Source organism: Micromonospora sp. ZG13 (assembly GCF_059359355.1).
Genome location: NZ_JCADBQ010000016.1, coordinates 56,536 through 72,387 on the forward strand (window position 1 = coordinate 56,536; position 15,852 = coordinate 72,387).

14 protein-coding genes are annotated in these 15,852 nt (G+C 73.8%); 11 read left to right on the top strand and 3 right to left on the bottom strand.

What is annotated here, in order from left to right; genetic code table 11:
• Positions 1-29: 29 nt before the first annotated feature.
• From AC5L34_RS25075 to AC5L34_RS25085, 3 genes are all read right to left on the bottom strand, one after another.
• On the bottom strand, positions 30-1,217 hold the full coding sequence (locus tag AC5L34_RS25075) for an NAD(P)/FAD-dependent oxidoreductase (protein ID WP_441177172.1): 1,188 nt from the start codon (positions 1,215-1,217) through the stop codon (positions 30-32).
• Positions 1,214-2,134 (bottom strand): dihydrodipicolinate synthase family protein, encoded by a 921-nt coding sequence (locus AC5L34_RS25080; RefSeq protein WP_441177173.1) that lies wholly within the window; start codon positions 2,132-2,134, stop codon positions 1,214-1,216. The genes AC5L34_RS25075 and AC5L34_RS25080 overlap by 4 nt, the downstream gene beginning before the upstream one ends.
• Before the next feature lie 72 nt (positions 2,135-2,206).
• Positions 2,207-2,743 (bottom strand): helix-turn-helix domain-containing protein, encoded by a 537-nt coding sequence (locus tag AC5L34_RS25085; RefSeq protein ID WP_089000224.1) that lies wholly within the window; start codon positions 2,741-2,743, stop codon positions 2,207-2,209.
• A gap of 303 nt (positions 2,744-3,046) precedes the next feature.
• Here AC5L34_RS25085 and AC5L34_RS25090 point away from each other — a divergent pair, with 303 nt between their 5' ends.
• The 11 genes from AC5L34_RS25090 (at position 3,047) to AC5L34_RS25140 (ending at position 15,813) form a co-directional block, all read left to right on the top strand.
• Positions 3,047-4,654 (top strand): ABC transporter substrate-binding protein, encoded by a 1,608-nt coding sequence (locus AC5L34_RS25090; RefSeq protein WP_441177174.1) that lies wholly within the window; start codon positions 3,047-3,049, stop codon positions 4,652-4,654.
• 7 nt (positions 4,655-4,661) lie between these two features.
• Entirely contained in the window at positions 4,662-5,750 is a 1,089-nt protein-coding gene (locus tag AC5L34_RS25095) for an ABC transporter permease (RefSeq protein WP_197697838.1), read from the top strand.
• Entirely contained in the window at positions 5,747-6,664 is a 918-nt protein-coding gene (locus tag AC5L34_RS25100; RefSeq protein ID WP_441177175.1) for an ABC transporter permease, read from the top strand. The genes AC5L34_RS25095 and AC5L34_RS25100 overlap by 4 nt, the downstream gene beginning before the upstream one ends.
• Positions 6,665-6,667: 3 nt before the next feature.
• On the top strand, positions 6,668-7,645 hold the full coding sequence (locus AC5L34_RS25105; RefSeq protein ID WP_494827202.1) for an ABC transporter ATP-binding protein: 978 nt from the start codon (positions 6,668-6,670) through the stop codon (positions 7,643-7,645).
• Entirely contained in the window at positions 7,642-8,625 is a 984-nt protein-coding gene (locus tag AC5L34_RS25110) for an ABC transporter ATP-binding protein (RefSeq protein ID WP_441177177.1), read from the top strand. The genes AC5L34_RS25105 and AC5L34_RS25110 overlap by 4 nt, the downstream gene beginning before the upstream one ends.
• Before the next feature lie 10 nt (positions 8,626-8,635).
• Entirely contained in the window at positions 8,636-9,874 is a 1,239-nt protein-coding gene (locus AC5L34_RS25115) for an amidohydrolase family protein (RefSeq protein ID WP_494827204.1), read from the top strand.
• Positions 9,871-11,517 carry a DUF885 domain-containing protein gene (locus tag AC5L34_RS25120; RefSeq protein WP_494827206.1) on the top strand — a complete coding sequence of 549 codons (1,647 nt, stop codon included), beginning with the start codon at positions 9,871-9,873 and terminating at the stop codon, positions 11,515-11,517. Before AC5L34_RS25115 ends, AC5L34_RS25120 begins: the two co-directional genes overlap by 4 nt.
• A 36-nt stretch (positions 11,518-11,553) precedes the next feature.
• A complete protein-coding gene (locus tag AC5L34_RS25125; protein ID WP_441177180.1) occupies positions 11,554-11,931 on the top strand; it encodes a nuclear transport factor 2 family protein in 378 nt (125 codons plus the stop codon).
• The gene (locus tag AC5L34_RS25130) at positions 11,928-12,254 is read left to right on the top strand and encodes a TIGR04076 family protein (protein WP_363902093.1); all 327 of its coding nucleotides are present in this window, start codon (positions 11,928-11,930) and stop codon (positions 12,252-12,254) included. The genes AC5L34_RS25125 and AC5L34_RS25130 overlap by 4 nt, the downstream gene beginning before the upstream one ends.
• Positions 12,251-13,255 (top strand): LLM class flavin-dependent oxidoreductase, encoded by a 1,005-nt coding sequence (locus tag AC5L34_RS25135; protein WP_441177182.1) that lies wholly within the window; start codon positions 12,251-12,253, stop codon positions 13,253-13,255. The genes AC5L34_RS25130 and AC5L34_RS25135 overlap by 4 nt, the downstream gene beginning before the upstream one ends.
• A gap of 173 nt (positions 13,256-13,428) precedes the next feature.
• Entirely contained in the window at positions 13,429-15,813 is a 2,385-nt protein-coding gene (locus AC5L34_RS25140) for a discoidin domain-containing protein (protein ID WP_494827209.1), read from the top strand.
• The last annotated feature ends 39 nt before the right edge of the window (positions 15,814-15,852 follow it).

Here is a 15,852-nt window from a genome sequence, read left to right on the forward strand (position 1 = left end):
GCGCTGTCGCCGGCTCCGGCGGGCGGTGTTCAGACAAAGTTCAGCGCTCCGAAGCGGGCGGGTGAGTAGTCCCCGATCGACCGGTCGGCCTCGCCGGAGACGACCATGGCGGCGAGCAGGCGGGCGTACGTGAGGCCGAGGGTGAAGGCCGAGCCGCCGGTGGCGACGTAGAGCCCGGGCCGGCGCGGGACCGCGCCGAGCAGCGGCAGGTGGTCGGGGGTGAGCGTGGTCATACCCGTCCACGTCCGGATCAGCGGCAGGTCGCACACCGCCGGGACCACCCGGGCGGCGTCGGCGTTGCCGACCAGTGACTCGTAACGCAGCTCCGGGTTGGTCTCCAGGTCGACCCGTCCGGCCCGGCTGACCAGCTTGGCCGGCCACCCGCCGCCGATGAGCACGTTGCCGTCCTCGGTCTGCTTCATCGACAGCCGCCGGCCCACGTGTTGGATCAGGTGCGGCAGGAACGGCCGGCTGCGGGCGGTGGCGCTCATCGTCAGCCCGACCGGGAAGACCGGCAGCCGCACGTCGGCCATCGCGGCCAGCTCCGCGGTCCAGACCCCGCCCGCAAGCACCACCGTGTCGGCGAGGTGGGTCTCCCCGGCGGTGTCCCCCGGCCCGCTGCCGGTACGCAGCTCCCAGTGCCGGCCGCGCCGGTGCAGCCCGGTGACCCGGCAGCCGGTGCGCAGCACGGCGCCGTACCGGCCGGCGGCCCGGGCCAGCGCCGGGGTGACCAGCCGGGGGTTGGCCTTGCCCTCGCCGGGCACGTGGCCGGCGGCGAGCACGGTGTCCGCCAGGTACGGCGCGAACCGGCGCAGCTCGGCACCGGAGAGGACCGCGACGTCGAGGCCGTACTCGCGCTCCAGGGCCGCCTTGCGGTCGAGCACGGCGATCTCCGCCGGGGTCTCGGCGAGCATCAGTCCGCCGGTGCGCGAGACCCCGCACCGCTCGCCGAGTTCGTCCTCGATGCCGGCCCAGGCCCGCATGGCGTCGAGGTGCAGCGGGAGCGCGCGGGCCGCCGCGCGGGCCGCGTCGTCGCCGTGCTCGACCATCCGGAACTCCAGCTGGAAGTGCAGGCTGCCCGCGTTCTGCCCGGAGGCGTGCCGGTTGACCTGGTCCTTCTCCACGAGCAGGACCCGGTTGCCGGCACGGGCCAGGTGCCAGGCGGTCGCGCAGCCGAGCAGGCCGCCACCGATGACGGCGGTGTCGTACGCAGTCATGGGAGCAGGTCGAGCTGGGTCATGGTGGCCCGGACGCGGTCCTGCTCGGCGGGGGTCAGCGGGAGCAGCGGCGCGCGGACGTGCCCGGCCGGCACGCCGCGCAGGGTGAGCGCGTACTTCATGATCGCCTGTGCGTTGCCGAACCGGGCGCCGTAGTCCGGCCCGAACCAGTCCTCCATGATCACCCGGTCGCGCGCGCCGAGGACCCGGGCCCGGTCGAGGTCGCCGGCGCGCAGGGCGCGGAAGAAGTCGGGGTGGTCGGCGCCGAGCACGGCGCCGGCCCCCATCAGTCCGTCGCCGCCGATGGTGGTCATCAGCTCGATGCCCACCTCGTTGGTGGGGATGCCGAAGTAGCGCACGCGGTGGCGCAGGGCGACCAGGCCACGGACGAACCCGCCGAAGTCCGGGGTGGAGTTCTTGACCGCCACCACGGTGTCCAGCGCGCTCAGCTCCAGCAGCAGGTCGGCGTCCAGGTCGACGCCGGTGCCGCGGGGCCAGTTGTAGACGCAGAGCGGGATGTCGACCGCCTCGGAGACGGCCCGGTAGAAGGCCACCACCTCCGCCCGGGTGGGCACCACGTACGGCGGCGGGGTGAGCAGGATGCCGTGCAGGCCGGCGTCGCGGGCGGCCTCGGCGTGCCGGATGGCCTCCGCCGGGGTGTACGCGTTACAGCCGCCGAGCACGGTGAGCCGGTCGCCGACCCGCTCGGCGGCCGTCCGGAACAGCGTGGCCCGCTCCTGTTCGCTGAGACTGAACCACTCGCCCGTGGTCCCGCCGACGATCAGCCCGTGCAGCCGCTCGGCGGCGAGCCAGTCCAGTTGCCCGTCCCAGGCGGCGAGGTCCAGCTCGCCCGTGGCGGTGAACGGGGTGGTGACGGCCGGGAGGTAGCCGAACCAGTCGACGCTGTCACGGTCCACTGCGGGTCCTTTCGACGGGCGGCGTCGTACCGCCCACGTGCGCGACGCGGGCCGGGTGACGTGCCGGGTGGGTCAGGGGGTCGGCGGGGTGACCGCGATGATGAGCCGGGCCCGCTGGTCGCTGGCGTTGCGGTAGAGGTGGGGCAACCGGGAGTCGAAGGTGATCGCCTCGCCGGTCTTCAGCACGTACTTCTCGCCGCCGATCTCGGCCACCACCTCGCCGGTGACGGCGATGGCGCACTCGGTCGAGGGGTGCGCCCACGGCTCGGTGGAGCTGGCGTCGCCGGGCGCCAGCTCGGCTTCGAGCACCTCCAGGTCGCCCCGCCCCGGCGTGAGCCGGTCGTAGGCGATCTGCCCGGGAGGCGCGGCGAGCCGGGACCGCGAGCCGGGCCGGCTGATGTGCACCAGCGGGGCGTCCGGCTCGGAGAACAGCGCCGCTATGGAGGTGTCGAAGACCTTGGCGAGCTTACGCAGGGTGGCCAGGCTGGGGTCCGTGGCGCCGTTCTCGATCTGGCTGAGCAGGGCGGGCGACACGTCGGCCGCGGCCGCGAGCTGGCGCAGCGTGAGGGAGTGCTGCTGGCGCAGGTCGCGGAGCTGGTCACCGAGCATGCGTCTTTCCTCGTTCCAAAACAGTGTGGCTAGAAATGTTTGACGTGACTATACGCCGCTGTCTAGGGTGGTCAAACACAAGGTGAACGTGTTCGGCGCTACTAGACAAGCGGCGTCGAGGCACGAACCGGACACGAGTCCCGTCCGGGTACATCCAACCCCATGGCGGCACAACCGCGAAGACCCGCGACAGCCGCTGCGGTTGGCACCAGCGGCCCGGCCGCGGCGTCCCGGCGCCGCCGGGCCCGAACAGCCCCCAGAGCCCGTCCCGCCCGGGCCGGCCCATACGAAGGTAGGAACAGCATGTCGGTGTCCCCTCGCCGGCTCCGCGTCGGAGCGATCGCTCTGGCGGCGCTGGCCATAGCCTCCAGCACCGCGTGCAGCGCGGGCGGCAGCGGAGGAAGCGGTAACGGCGGTTCGGCCAAGACCCTCACCGTCAACACCTCGTTCGTCCTCAAGACCCTCGACCCCGGCCGGATCTACGAGGCGACCGGCCTGACCGCCGTGCACTCCCTCTACGACACCCTGCTGACCTTCGAGGGCTCGGACGTCAGCAAGCCGGTCCCGGCACTGGCCGAGTCGTACGAGGCGTCGCCCGACGCCAAGACCTTCACCTTCAAGCTGCGCGAGGGCGTGAAGTTCTCCGACGGCACCGCGCTCACCGCCGACGACGTGGTCTTCTCCCTCAACCGGCTGAAGAACGTCAAGGCCAGCCCGGCGGTCATGGTCAGCGGCCTCACGTTCGCCAAGACCGACGAGCGGACCGTGGTGGTCACCTCGGCCACCGCCGACCCGAACATCCCCGTGGTGCTCGCGATGCCGTCGACGGGCGTGGTCAACTCCAAGGTCGCCAAGGAGCACGGCGCGACGGACGCCGCCGACGCCGCGAAGAGCGACACCGCGCAGCAGTACCTCGACACGAACTCGGTCGGCAGCGGCCCGTACGTGCTCAAGTCGTACGACCCGTCGGCGCAGGTGGTGCTGGAGGCCAACCCCAACTACTGGGGCACCAAGCCCGAGTTCAGCCGCGTCGTGCTGCGCAACATGGACGTGCAGACGCAGAAGCTGACCATGCAGCGCTCCGGCGGTTCCGAGATCGCGCTGGACATCTCCGGCAAGCTGCTGGAGGGGCTGCCGGGCAGCCTGAAGACCTCCGGCGTGCAGGACACCGTCTACTTCCTCTTCCTCAACGCCGACCCGGCCGTGTCTCCGGTGACCTCGAACGCGAAGTTCAACCAGGCGCTGCGCGCCTCCCTGGACTACGAGGGTCTCGCCGCGCTGTACGGCCAGGGTGCCGCCCCCGGCGCCGGGCTGGTGGCCCCCGCCTTCCCGGGCGCGCTGCCGGCCGCCGAGCAGTCCAAGCGTGACGTGGCGAAGGCCAAGGCGTTGCTCACCGAGGCGGGGCTGAGCAACCCGACGGTCAAGTTCAACTACCCGGCCATCACCTACAAGGGGGTCGACCTGGGCACGGTCGCGACGAAGGTGCAGGGCGACGCCGCCGAGGCCGGCATCAAGCTGGAGCTGACCCCGCAGCCGCTGACCACCTTCCTCGACGAGATGCGTACGGGCAAGATGGCCCTCGGGTTCACCCCGCAGAGCCTGAACTACCCGGTCGCCGACTCGCTGATCAACAACATGTCCCCCGGCCAGGCCACCGCGCTGCGCTCGGGCTGGACCGTCGAGCGGGCCGACCCGGCCGTCGTGGCCGCCGGCAAGAAGGTCACCGAGACCCTCGACCTGGCCGCCCGGGCCGCCGCCATGCAGGAGTGGCAGCGGGCGATGAACGCCGCCAGCCCGTACGTGGTCCTGGCCAGCAACTCCTCCACCGTGGTGGCGAGCGGCGACCTGACCGGCACGGACTACACCGCCGCCGGCTGGCAGGTCGACCTGGCCGCGGTGGGCCGGGGGTAGTCACTCCATGACGACGACAGTCGACGACGCCGAGCCGGGCGCGGTCACCACGACCGTGTCCCGGCCCCGGCCGCACCGGGCCCTGCTGGTCTTCCTCCTCAAGCGGGTGGCCATCACCGCCGGCCTGCTGCTGGGCGTCACGATCGTGACGTTCGGCCTGGTCACCGTGGTTCCCGGCGACCCGGTCACGGCCAACCTCTCCGACCAGGCGCTCAACGATCCCGCGACGGTGGCCGCGTTCCGCGAGAAGTGGGGCCTGGACCAGCCGCTGTACGTGCAGTACCTGCAGTACCTGGGCAACCTGTTCCAGGGTGACCTCGGCATCTCGCAGCAGACCGGCCGGACCGTGGCCGACGACCTGTTGCAGTACGTGCCGGCGACCATGGAACTGGCCATCCCCACCATGGTGCTGGCGCTGCTCATCGGCACCGGGATCGGCATGCTCGCCGCCGTGCGCAACGGCCGGGTCACCGACCAGCTGATCCGCGTCGGCGCGCTGCTCGGCCTGTCCACCCCGCCGTTCTGGCTGTCGCTCGTCGTGCTCTACGTCTTCTTCTACCAACTCGGCCTGGCGCCCAGCGGCGGCCGGCTCTCGACCGACTTCAGCCCGCCGCCGACGGTGACCGGCATGTACACGGTCGACGCCGCCCTCGCCGGCCAGTGGGACGTCGCCTGGGACGCCGCCCAGCACCTGATCCTGCCGGTGCTCGTGCTGACCAGCCTGACGGTGGCGATGCTGGTCCGCTTCGTCCGCTCCTCCATGCTGGAGGTGCTCCAGCAGGACTACATCCGGGCCGCGTACGCCAAGGGCCTGCCCGCCCGGGTGGTGTTCCGCCGGCACCTGCTGCGCGCCGGCCTGGTCCCGGTGATCACCGTGTCCGGGCTGGCCTTCGCCTCACTGCTCTCCGGCACGGTGCTGGTGGAGAACATCTTCGGCTGGCCGGGCCTCGGCCAGTACGCGTACCGCAGCGCGACGGCGCTGGACCTGCCCGCGATCCTCGGCGTCAGCCTCTTCGTCGCGCTGGTCTACACGCTGGTCAACCTCACCGTCGACCTGCTGTACGGACTCATCGACCCGAGGATCCGCCTGTCATGACCACACTCGCACCCGACCCCGTGGCGCCCGACCCGAAGGCGACCGACGCGCTGGCCCGGCGTCGTCTCCTGGGCCGGCTGCGCGGGCGCCGGACCGGGCGGCCTATCTGGCGCCAGCCGATCGCCCTGGCGGCGCTGGTCATCCTCGGCGGGTGGCTGCTGGTGGCGCTGTTCGCCCCGCTCGTGGCACCGTACGACCCGTTGGCGCAGAGCCCCGACGCCTACGCGCCGCCGTCGGGCACGCACTGGTTCGGCACCGACTCCCTCGGCCGGGACGTGTTCAGCCGGGTGCTCCACGGCTCCCGCCTGTCGATCCCCCTCGCGCTCGCCATCGTCTCGCTCGCCCTGCTGATCGGCGGCCTGCTCGGCCTGGTCGCCGGCTACGTGGGCCGGTTCGTCGACGAGGCGCTCATGCGCCTGACGGACCTGGTCTTCGCGTTCCCGCAGATCATCCTGGCGATGGCGGTGACCGCCGCGTTCGGGCCCAGCACCCGCAACGCCGTCCTCGCGCTGGTCATCGTCTCCTGGCCGGTGTACGCCCGGGTCATCCGCAGCGCCGTGCTGACCATGCGCGGGGAGGACTACCTCAGCGCCGCCCGGCTGCTCGGCATCGGGCCGCTGCGCGCGCTGCGCCGCGACGTCCTGCCCAACAGCGTGGGCCCGGCCATCGTGCTGGCCACCCTGGAACTCGGCAACGCCGTGCTGCTGCTGTCGGCGCTGTCCTTCCTCGGCCTCGGCCCCCGCCCGCCGGCCGCCGAGTGGGGCTCGATGGTGGCGCTCGGCTCGCAGGACCTCTCCATGTGGTGGGTCAGCGTGTTCCCCGGTCTGGCCATCCTCACCGTGGTGATGGCCTTCAACGTGCTCGGCGACGCCCTGCGCGACCGGATCGACCCCCGCTACGCGAAGGGACGTTGAGAGATGGCACCCCTGCTCGAGGTCGACTCCCTGGCCGTCACCCTGCCCGGCCCCACGGGGCCGCTGCCGATCCTGCACGACGTGTCGTTCACCGTCGACGAGGGCGAGATGGTCGGCATCGCCGGGGAGAGTGGCTGCGGCAAGAGCCTCACCGCGCAGACCCTGCTCGGGCTGCTGCCCGCCGGCGCCAAGGTCACCGGGTCGGCCCGCTTCGCCGGCACCGAACTGCTCGGCCTGGACACGAAGCGCTGGCAGAAGGTACGCGGCGCCGGCATCGCGATGGTCTTCCAGGACCCCACCGCGGCGCTGCACCCGATGCTCACGATCGGCCGGCAGCTCACCGAGCACATGCAGGTCCACCTGGGCCTGGACCGGCGGGCGGCCGACCGGCGGGCGGTGGAGCTGCTCGAGCAGGTCCGCATCCCCGACCCGCAGCGGGCGGTGCGGGCGTACCCGCACCAGTTCTCCGGCGGCATGCGGCAGCGGGCCGCCATCGCGATCGCCCTCGCCGCCCGCCCCCGGCTGCTGATCGCCGACGAGCCGACCACCGCGCTCGACGTGACGGTGCAGGCCGGCATCCTGGCGCTGCTCGAGCAGTTGCGCGCCGAGACCGGGCTGGCCGTCGCCTTCATCACCCACGACCTCGGGGTGCTCAGCGCGCTGACCACCCGCGGCTACGTCTTCTACGCCGGGCGGGTGGTGGAGACCGGGCCCACCGGGGCGCTGCTCACCGCGCCGCGGCACCCGTACACGGCGGCGCTGCTCGGCGCCCGCCCGCACGGCACCCAGTCCGTCGGCACCCTACGGCCCATCCCGGGCGGTCCGCCGGCGCCGGGGCAGGCGCCGCCCGGGTGTCCGTTCCAGCCCCGGTGCGGATTCGCCGAGCCGTCCTGCCAGACAGCGCCGCCCCCGCTCTCCCCCGCCGGCGACGACCGGTCCGTGGCCTGCGTGGTCCGTCCGCACCTGGAGGTGGCGGCATGAACGAGCCGGTCGACTCGGGCAACCTGCTCGAGATCAGCGACGTCGAGGTCGAGTACAGGGCGCGTGGCCGGGGACCGGTCCGGGCCGTGGCCGGGGTGAGCCTCGACGTGGCGCCCGGGCAGATCGTCGGCCTGGTCGGCGAGTCTGGCTGCGGCAAGTCGTCGCTGGCCCGGGTGGCGGTCGGGCTGGCCGCCCCGAGCGCCGGGGCGATCCGGTTCGCCGGGCGCCCGGTCACCCCACTGGGCTGGCGTCGCCGGCCGGTGCCGCAGGTGGGGCTCCAGATGGTGTTCCAGAATCCGTACGCGTCGCTGAACCCCCGGCGCACCATCGGCGCGCAGCTGCTCGACGGGGTGCCGGACACGGTGACCGGCGCCGCCCGCCGGGCGCGGGTGGCCGAGCTGCTGGACCGCGTCGGCATGCCCGCCTCGGCGGCGGAGCGGTATCCGCACCAGTTCTCCGGCGGCCAGCGGCAGCGGCTCGCCATCGCGCGGGCGCTCGCACCGGAGCCCCGGATGATCATCGCGGACGAGCCGGTCACCGCGCTGGACGCCTCCTCCCAGGCGCAGGTGGTCAACCTGCTCGTCGGGCTGGTCCGCGACCTCGACATGGGCATGCTGTTCATCTCGCACGACCTCTCCCTGGTGCACGAGATCGCCGACGTCACGGCGGTGATGTACCTGGGCCGGATCGTCGAGACCGCGCCCACCCGCGAGCTGTGGCGCGCACCCCGGCACCCGTACAGCCGGGCGCTGATCGACGCGGTGCCGCAGATCGGTCCGCACCCGCAGCTGCCCAGGACCCTCGCCGGCGAGGTGCCCGACCCGGCGCAGGCGCCGACCGGGTGCCGGTTCCGGCCGCGCTGCCCGCACGCCTTCGCTCCGTGCGGCGAGCACCCACCCACGCTCGACCTCGGCGGCCGCAGCGCCGCCTGCTGGCTCAACGACCCCACGGTGGCGCCGACCACCGTGCCCGCCGCGTAGAGGACACCGCATGCACATCCCCACCGAACAGGTCCTGGTCAACCTCGCGCTCTACGACGGCGTACGCGACGACGCGCAGCGCGACAGCGGTGTCTGGATCGGCGCCGACGGCACGATCCGCGCGGTCGGGCCGGTCGACGACGTCCTCGCCGAGGCCGGCGACGCCCGGGTGGTCGACCTGCACGGCGACCACGTCATGCCCGGCCTGACCAACATGCACGTGCACCTCTCGCTCGGGCTGCCCGGCCACTTCGGCGACGAGGTGCACCGGTCGAACCTGGCCGAGCTGGTGCTGCTGATGGCCGACTCGGCGCGCCGGACCCTGCACTCCGGGGTCACCACCGCCCGGCTCGTCGGCGAGAGCCGCTACGCCGACTTCGCCCTGCGCAAGGGCATCGAGCGCGGCGCGGTGGACGGCCCGCGGATCTTCACCGCCGGGCACGCCCTCTGCTGCACCGGCGGGCACGGCTGGGAGGCCGACGCCCTGGAGGCCGACGGGGCGGACGGGTTCCGCCGGCTCACCCGGCAGCAGATCCGGGCCGGTGCCGACCTGATCAAGGTGTGCATCTCCGGCGGCATCGCCGGCGAGTTCGAGTCGATCGACACCCCCCAGCTGCTCGACGACGAGCTGGCGGCCGTGATCCGGGTGGCCCACGACTGGGGCCGCAAGGTGACCGCGCACGCCGGCCCGGCCGAGTCGGTGCGCCGCGCCGTCGAACTCGGCCTGGACTGCGTCGAGCACGGCTACGAGCTGACCGACGAGGTGACCCGGCTGATGGCCGAGCGCGGCGTCTGGTACGTCCCGACCATCGTGGTCAGCCGCTGCGAGCAGTTCTTCCGGGACGCCGGCGTGCCCGGCTGGCTGATGGACCGCGCCCTGTCGGCCGGGCCCCGGCACTGGGAGAGCCTCCAGCACGCCATCCGCAACGGCGTGCCGATCGCGCTGGGCAGCGACATGCCGCCGCACGCCGGCTACGACGAGACGACCGCCACCGTGCGGGAGCTGGAGTTCATGGTGGACGCCGGGATGCCCGTCGCCGACGCGCTGAAGTCCGCCACCATCCGCCCCGCGCAGTGGCTGGGTCAGGCCGACACGCTCGGCAGCGTCGAGGTCGGCAAGCACGCCGACCTGCTGGTCCTGCGCGACGACCCCACCCGTTCGGTGTCCGCGCTGCGCAGCCTGCACGCCGTGCTCAAGGGCGGGGTGTCGTACCGCGACGACCACGGCCGCCTGCGGGACGCGCGATGACCACGATCGTCGAGGTCGCCGACGGGTACCTCGACGCGCTCGCCGAACTGGATCCGGAGGCCGCCGAGGCGGCGGGGCGTACCCCCGACTCGCACTTCGCGGACCTCTCCCCCGACGGCTTCGCCGCCCGCGCGGAGCTGGCCCGCCGCACCGCCACGGCGGCGGCCGGCGCCAGCGCCGACGGCACCGCGCAGCGGGCCCTCGCGGGCGCGCTGACCGACCGGCTGGCCAGCGAGGTCGACCTGTACGACGCGGGCTTCACCACTCGGCTGCTGGCCCCGCTGGCGACGCCGGTGCACCTGGTCCGGCAGGTCTTCGACAACCTGCCGCGCGACAGCGAGCGGGACTGGGCGGTCGTGGCCGCGCACCTGCGCCGGGTGCCGACGGCACTCGGGCAGTACGCCGAGACGCTGCGCCGCTCGGCCGGGCGGGGGCAGCTCGTCGCGCGCCGGCAGGTGCTGGCGGTCGCCGACCAGTGCACCGCCTGGGTCACCTCCGACGACTTCTACGGCCGGCTGGTGGCCGGGTGTCCGGACGGGCCGATGGCCGGGGAGCTGGCCGTCGGGGCGCGGTCGGCCGCCGCCGCGACGGCGGACTTCGCCGCGTTCCTGCGTACCGAACTGGCGCCCCGGGCCACCGAGGTCGACGGCGTCGGCCGCGACCTGTACGCCGTCACCGCGCGCAGCTTCCTCGGCGCGAGCGTCGACCTGGACGAGCTGTACGCGTACGGCTGGGAGGAGCTGGCCCGCACCGCCGCCGAGCAGCGCGCGGTCGCCGCCGAGCTGGGCCACCCGGACGTGGCGTCGGCGCGGGCCGCGCTGGACGCCGACCCCGCCGGCCGGGTGCCGGTCGGGCCCGACCTGGAGCGCTGGCTGCGCGAGCGCACCGAGCGGCTCACCGACGCTCTCGACGGTGCGCACTTCGACATCCCGGCCGCCACCCGCCAGGTGGTGTGCCGGATCAGCCCCGCCGCCTCCGGCGTCATGTACTACACCCCGCCCGACGCCGGGCTGACCCGCCCGGGCGGGATCTGGTGGTCGACGCCCCCCGGCGAGTCGACGGTGCCGGTGTGGCGGCACGTCGGGACGCTCTGCCACGAGGGGCTGCCCGGGCACCACCTCCAGCACGCGATCACCCTCACGACCGCCGGCCTGCACCCGTGGCAGCGTTCGCTGTGCCAGGTGCACGGGTACGCCGAGGGCTGGGCGCACTACGCCGAACGCCTCGCCGACGAGGTGGGCCTCTACGCCGGCCCGGCCGAGCGGCTCGGGATGCTCGACGGGCAGATGTGGCGCGCCGCCCGGGTGGTCATCGACCTCGGCCTGCACCTGGACGTGCCGATCCCGACCGGGACCGGCTTCACCGACGCGCGGCGGTGGACCCCCGCGCTGGCCGTGGACTTCCTGGCCCGCGTCGCCGGGCTGGACCCGGCGACCGCACGCTTCGAGGTCGACCGCTACCTCGGCTGGCCGGCGCAGGCGCTGGCCTTCAAGGTCGGGGCGCGGCTGTGGCAGCAGGCCCGCCGGGAAACCGAACGACGGGAGGGCTCGGGGTTCGACCGCAAGCGGTTCCACCACCGCGCCCTGCGGCTCGGCCCGATGGGGCTCGATCCGTTGCGCGCCCGCCTCGCCGAACTCTCCTGATCCACCCCCGTCCGCCCCGACCGGAAGCGAGTCCCGATGACCGTTGACGATCTCACCGCCGCCATCACCGACATGTACCGGTCGTTGGGCGACCGCGCGGCGTTCGACGCCCGGCTGCACCCCGACCTGACGATCTGGGAGTCCGACGCGCCCGACCTGCTCGACGGTCTGGCCGCCCTCGACGACCTGCGGGACCGTCGGGCGTCCGCCCGGGCAGCGGCCGCGCCTCCGACCTCGGTCGCCCCCGAGCAGTTGCGCACCGAGGCGTGGGGCGACACCGGCCTGGTCCGCTACGTGCTGCGGGCCCGGTACGCGGCCGGGCAGCCGGACGAGTGCTTCCGGGTGACGGACGTGCTGCGCCGCGACGAGCGGGGCTGGCGGATCGTGCACCACCACGCGGAGGCGCTGCGATGAGCGCCGAGGAACCGGTCACCGACCTGTACGACCTGCGGGTCGTGGTGGAACGCATCGAGGGCCGCTCCGTCTGCGGCCTCCAGCCGGGGGACTACATCGACCTGACCGAGTCGAACCGGCTCCGCATCCCCACGGGCAAGCACTTCTGCCTGTACGCCCTGGCGGCGTGCCTGCCGCTGCTGCCGGCCAAGCAGCGACCGCTGCCGCCGGAGGACTGGCTGGCCCGCGACTGCCACGTGGCCTGCCCCGACCCGGACGAGCGGGTCATCATGCGCATCGAGCGGACCGCCCGGCGACGGATCCCGACGGAGGAACTGACGTGAGCACCGACGAGGGTCGCCGACTGGTCGGCATCGGACTCCAGTCCGACAAGAGCGCCGACGAGTACGCGGCGCTGGCCGAACTCGCCGAACGGCACGGCTTCGACGTGCTGTCGGTCTTCGGCGACCTGATGTACCAGCCGCCGTTCTTCCCCCTGCTGGTGGCCGCGCGGCACACCCGGCGGATCCGGCTCGGGTCGGCCTGCCTCAACCCGTTCACCATGCACCCGGTGGAGATCGCCGGGCAGGTCGCCGCCCTGGACCTGGCGTCGAACGGGCGGGCCTACCTCGGGCTGGCCCGGGGCACCTGGCTGGACCAGGTCGGGGTGGCACAGGCCCGGCCGCTGCGGCGGATCGCCGAGACCGTCGAGGTGGTGCGGCTGCTGCTGTCGCGCGACGACCGGGGCTTCGCGGGCCGGGAGTTCACGGTGGCCCCCGGCACGGCCCTGCGCTACGCCCCGGTCCGCGCCGACGTGCCCGTCCTGGTGGGTACGTGGGGGCAGCAGACCGCCCGGACGGCCGCCGCGTTCGCCTCGGAGATCAAGGTCGGCGGGTCGGCCAACCCCGCGATGGCCAAGACGATGCGGGCCTGGCTGGACGACGCCACGCCCGCCGGCCGGGACCAGGTGGGTGTGGTCATCGGGGCGGTGACCGTGGTGGACGAGGATGGCGCCCTGGCCCGCCGGGTGGCCCGTACGGAGGTCGCCATGTACCTGGCGGTCGTCGCCGCCCTCGACCCGAACGTCGACATCGACCCGGAGCTGCTGGCGCGCATCCAGCGGCACGTCGCCCGCCAGGAGCACGACGTGGCCGGCGCGCTGATCGGCGGGGACCTGCTGGACCTGTTCGCCTTCTCCGGCACTCCCGAGCACGTCGCGGCGCAGGCCGCGGCGGTGTTCGACGCCGGGGCGACCCGGGTGGAGTTCGGCACCCCACACGGGTTGACCCCGACCGGCGGGGTCGACCTGCTCGGCCGCCGGGTACTGCCGCTGCTGCGGGGATGACGCCGTGACGGGGGCGGGCGTGCACCGGCCCGCCCCCGGCACGGGCCCCGCCGCCCCACGCCGTTTGCATCTGCAGTCGATTTCTTTCGGCTTTGGATTCGACTCTTGCGTTCAAAAGTCCACTGCTGACACCATGCCCATCGATACCTTTCCGTATCGGAGGGAGCAGGGCCATGGCGGTGTCGCGCCGGAGACTGATCGGATCCCTCGCCGCGGGCTCGGCCCTCGCCGCCGTCGCCCCGACCGACCTGGTGGCGGCCCTGCGTGGCACGGCGTACGCGGCCAGCCCGCCGGGCGACGTCGTCGGCAAGATCTCGGTCGGCTACCAGGGCTGGTTCAGCTGCCCCGGTGACGGCGCGCCCATCGGCGGCTGGTGGCACTGGAGCCGCGACCGGTTCCAGTCGCCCTCCCCCGCCAACACCACCATCGTCTCCTGGCCCGACATGCGGGAGTACGCCCGCGCCTACACCACCGCCTACCCGCCGCTCGGCAGCGGCCAGCCGGCGCAGCTCTTCTCCTCCTACGACCAGCAGACCGTCGACACCCACTTCCGCTGGATGCGCGAACACGGCTGTGACACCGCCGCCCTGCAACGGTTCAACCCGTTCGGCGACGAGGGGCCGACGCGCGACGCCATGGCGGGCAAGGTCCGGGGCGCGGCCGAACGCCACGGCCGCAAGTTCTACCTCATGTACGACGTCACCGGCTGGACGGCGATGCAGTCCCAGATCAAGGAGGACTGGCTGAACCGGATGTCCGCGCACACCGCCTCCCCGGCGTACGCGCGGCAGAACGGCCGGCCCGTGGTCTGCGTCTGGGGCTTCGGCTTCAACGACGACGGCCGTCCCTTCGCCCCCGCCGCCTGCCTCGACGTCGTCAACTGGTTCAAGGCCCAGGGCTGCTACGTCATCGGCGGCGTGCCGACGTACTGGCGGCAGGGCGTCAACGACTCCCGGCCGGGCTTCTCCGAGGTCTACCACGCGTTCCACATGCTCTCGCCGTGGATGGTCGGCCGCACCGGCACCCTCGACGGGCTCGACTGGTTCCACACCAACGTCAACGTCCCCGACCTGGCCGACTGCGCCGCGCACGGCATCGACTACCAGCCCTGCGTGATGCCGGGCGACCTGTCGGCCGGGCACCGCCGCCACGGCGACTTCTACTGGCGGCACCTCTACAACATGACCCGGCTCGGCGCACAGGGCCTCTACGTGTCGATGTTCGACGAGTTCAACGAGGGCAACCAGATCGCCAAGACCAGCGAGACGCAGGCGGGCACCCCGGCGGGGGCGGGCATCCGCGCGCTGGACGAGGACGGCGTCGCCTGCTCCGCCGACTACTACCTGCGGATCACCGCCGACGGCGGCCGGATGTTCAAGGGCCAGCTCGCCCTGACCCCCGTACGGCCGACGCCGCCCGTCGTCGGCGGCGGCCCGGCGCCCGGGGGCGACCTCGCCGCCGGCCGGCCGGCGTCGGCGGGCACCCAGAACGGCCCGTTCGCCGCCGGCAACGCCGTCGACGCCGATCCGAACAGCTACTGGGAGTCCACCAACGGCGCCTTCCCCCAGTGGTGGCAGGTCGACCTCGGCGCGGCCCACACGGTGACCCGGATCGTGCTGGCCGTGCCGGCCGGCTGGGAGGCGCGCACCCAGACGCTGACGGTGCAGGGCAGCACCGACGGCGCGACCTTCCGCACGCTCGCCGGACCGGCCGGGGTCCGGTTCGACCCCGCCACCGGCAACACCGCGGCCCTCACCGTGCCGGCGGCCACCGCCCGGCACGTGCGGGTGACCGTCACCGCCAACACCGCCTGGCCGGCGGCCCAACTCGCCCGCGTCGGGGTGTACGCGGCGACCGGGACGCCCACCCCGCCCACGCCGCCGGGCGGCCTCACGGTGACCGGCCGCACCTCGACCAGCGTGTCGCTGGCCTGGACGGCGTCGACCGACGCCGACGGCGTGACCGGCTACCAGGTGCGCCGCGACGGGCAGACCGTGGCGTCCGTCCCGGGCACCTCCGCCACCGTGGGCGGGCTGACGCCCCGCACCGCGTACACCTTCACGGTCGTCGCCGTGGACGGGGGCGGCACCCTGTCGGCGCCGTCCACCGCGGTGTCGGTGACCACCGACCCGGCGCCCGGGGCCGACCTCGCCCGGGGCCGGCCGGTGACGGAGAGCAGCCACGTCCAGACCTACGGCTGCGCCAACACCGTCGACGGTGACGCCGACACCTACTGGGAGAGCGCCGGCAACGCCTTCCCGCAGTGGGTGCGGGTCGACCTCGGCACGGTCGTCGAAGTCGGACAGGTCGTGCTCCGGCTCCCGCCCGCCGCCGCCTGGCGGCGACGCACCCAGACGGTCGCGGTCGAGGTGAGCCCGGACGGCACCGCCTGGAGCACGCCCGTCGCGCCGGCCGGCCGGGTCTTCGATCCGGCCACCGGCAACCGGGTGACGCTCGCCGTCCCGGCGACGCCCGGCCGGTACGTGCGGATCCGCGTCACCGGCAACACCGGCTGGCCGGCGGCGCAGCTGTCCCAGCTTGAGGTGTACGCCGCATAGCGGCGGTCACTGCCGGCCGCGCGGCCGGACCCGTCCCAC

Coding starts and splice junctions, on each gene's coding strand:
- AC5L34_RS25115 (WP_494827204.1), top strand. CDS start 8,636: ATGCACATCCCCACCGAACAGGTCCTGGTCAACCTCGCGCTCTACGAC.
- AC5L34_RS25090 (WP_441177174.1), top strand. CDS start 3,047: ATGTCGGTGTCCCCTCGCCGGCTCCGCGTCGGAGCGATCGCTCTGGCG.
- AC5L34_RS25075 (WP_441177172.1), bottom strand. CDS start 1,217: ATGACTGCGTACGACACCGCCGTCATCGGTGGCGGCCTGCTCGGCTGC.
- AC5L34_RS25100 (WP_441177175.1), top strand. CDS start 5,747: ATGACCACACTCGCACCCGACCCCGTGGCGCCCGACCCGAAGGCGACC.
- AC5L34_RS25125 (WP_441177180.1), top strand. CDS start 11,554: ATGACCGTTGACGATCTCACCGCCGCCATCACCGACATGTACCGGTCG.
- AC5L34_RS25085 (WP_089000224.1), bottom strand. CDS start 2,743: ATGCTCGGTGACCAGCTCCGCGACCTGCGCCAGCAGCACTCCCTCACG.
- AC5L34_RS25110 (WP_441177177.1), top strand. CDS start 7,642: ATGAACGAGCCGGTCGACTCGGGCAACCTGCTCGAGATCAGCGACGTC.
- AC5L34_RS25140 (WP_494827209.1), top strand. CDS start 13,429: ATGGCGGTGTCGCGCCGGAGACTGATCGGATCCCTCGCCGCGGGCTCG.
- AC5L34_RS25120 (WP_494827206.1), top strand. CDS start 9,871: ATGACCACGATCGTCGAGGTCGCCGACGGGTACCTCGACGCGCTCGCC.
- AC5L34_RS25095 (WP_197697838.1), top strand. CDS start 4,662: ATGACGACGACAGTCGACGACGCCGAGCCGGGCGCGGTCACCACGACC.
- AC5L34_RS25105 (WP_494827202.1), top strand. CDS start 6,668: ATGGCACCCCTGCTCGAGGTCGACTCCCTGGCCGTCACCCTGCCCGGC.
- AC5L34_RS25130 (WP_363902093.1), top strand. CDS start 11,928: ATGAGCGCCGAGGAACCGGTCACCGACCTGTACGACCTGCGGGTCGTG.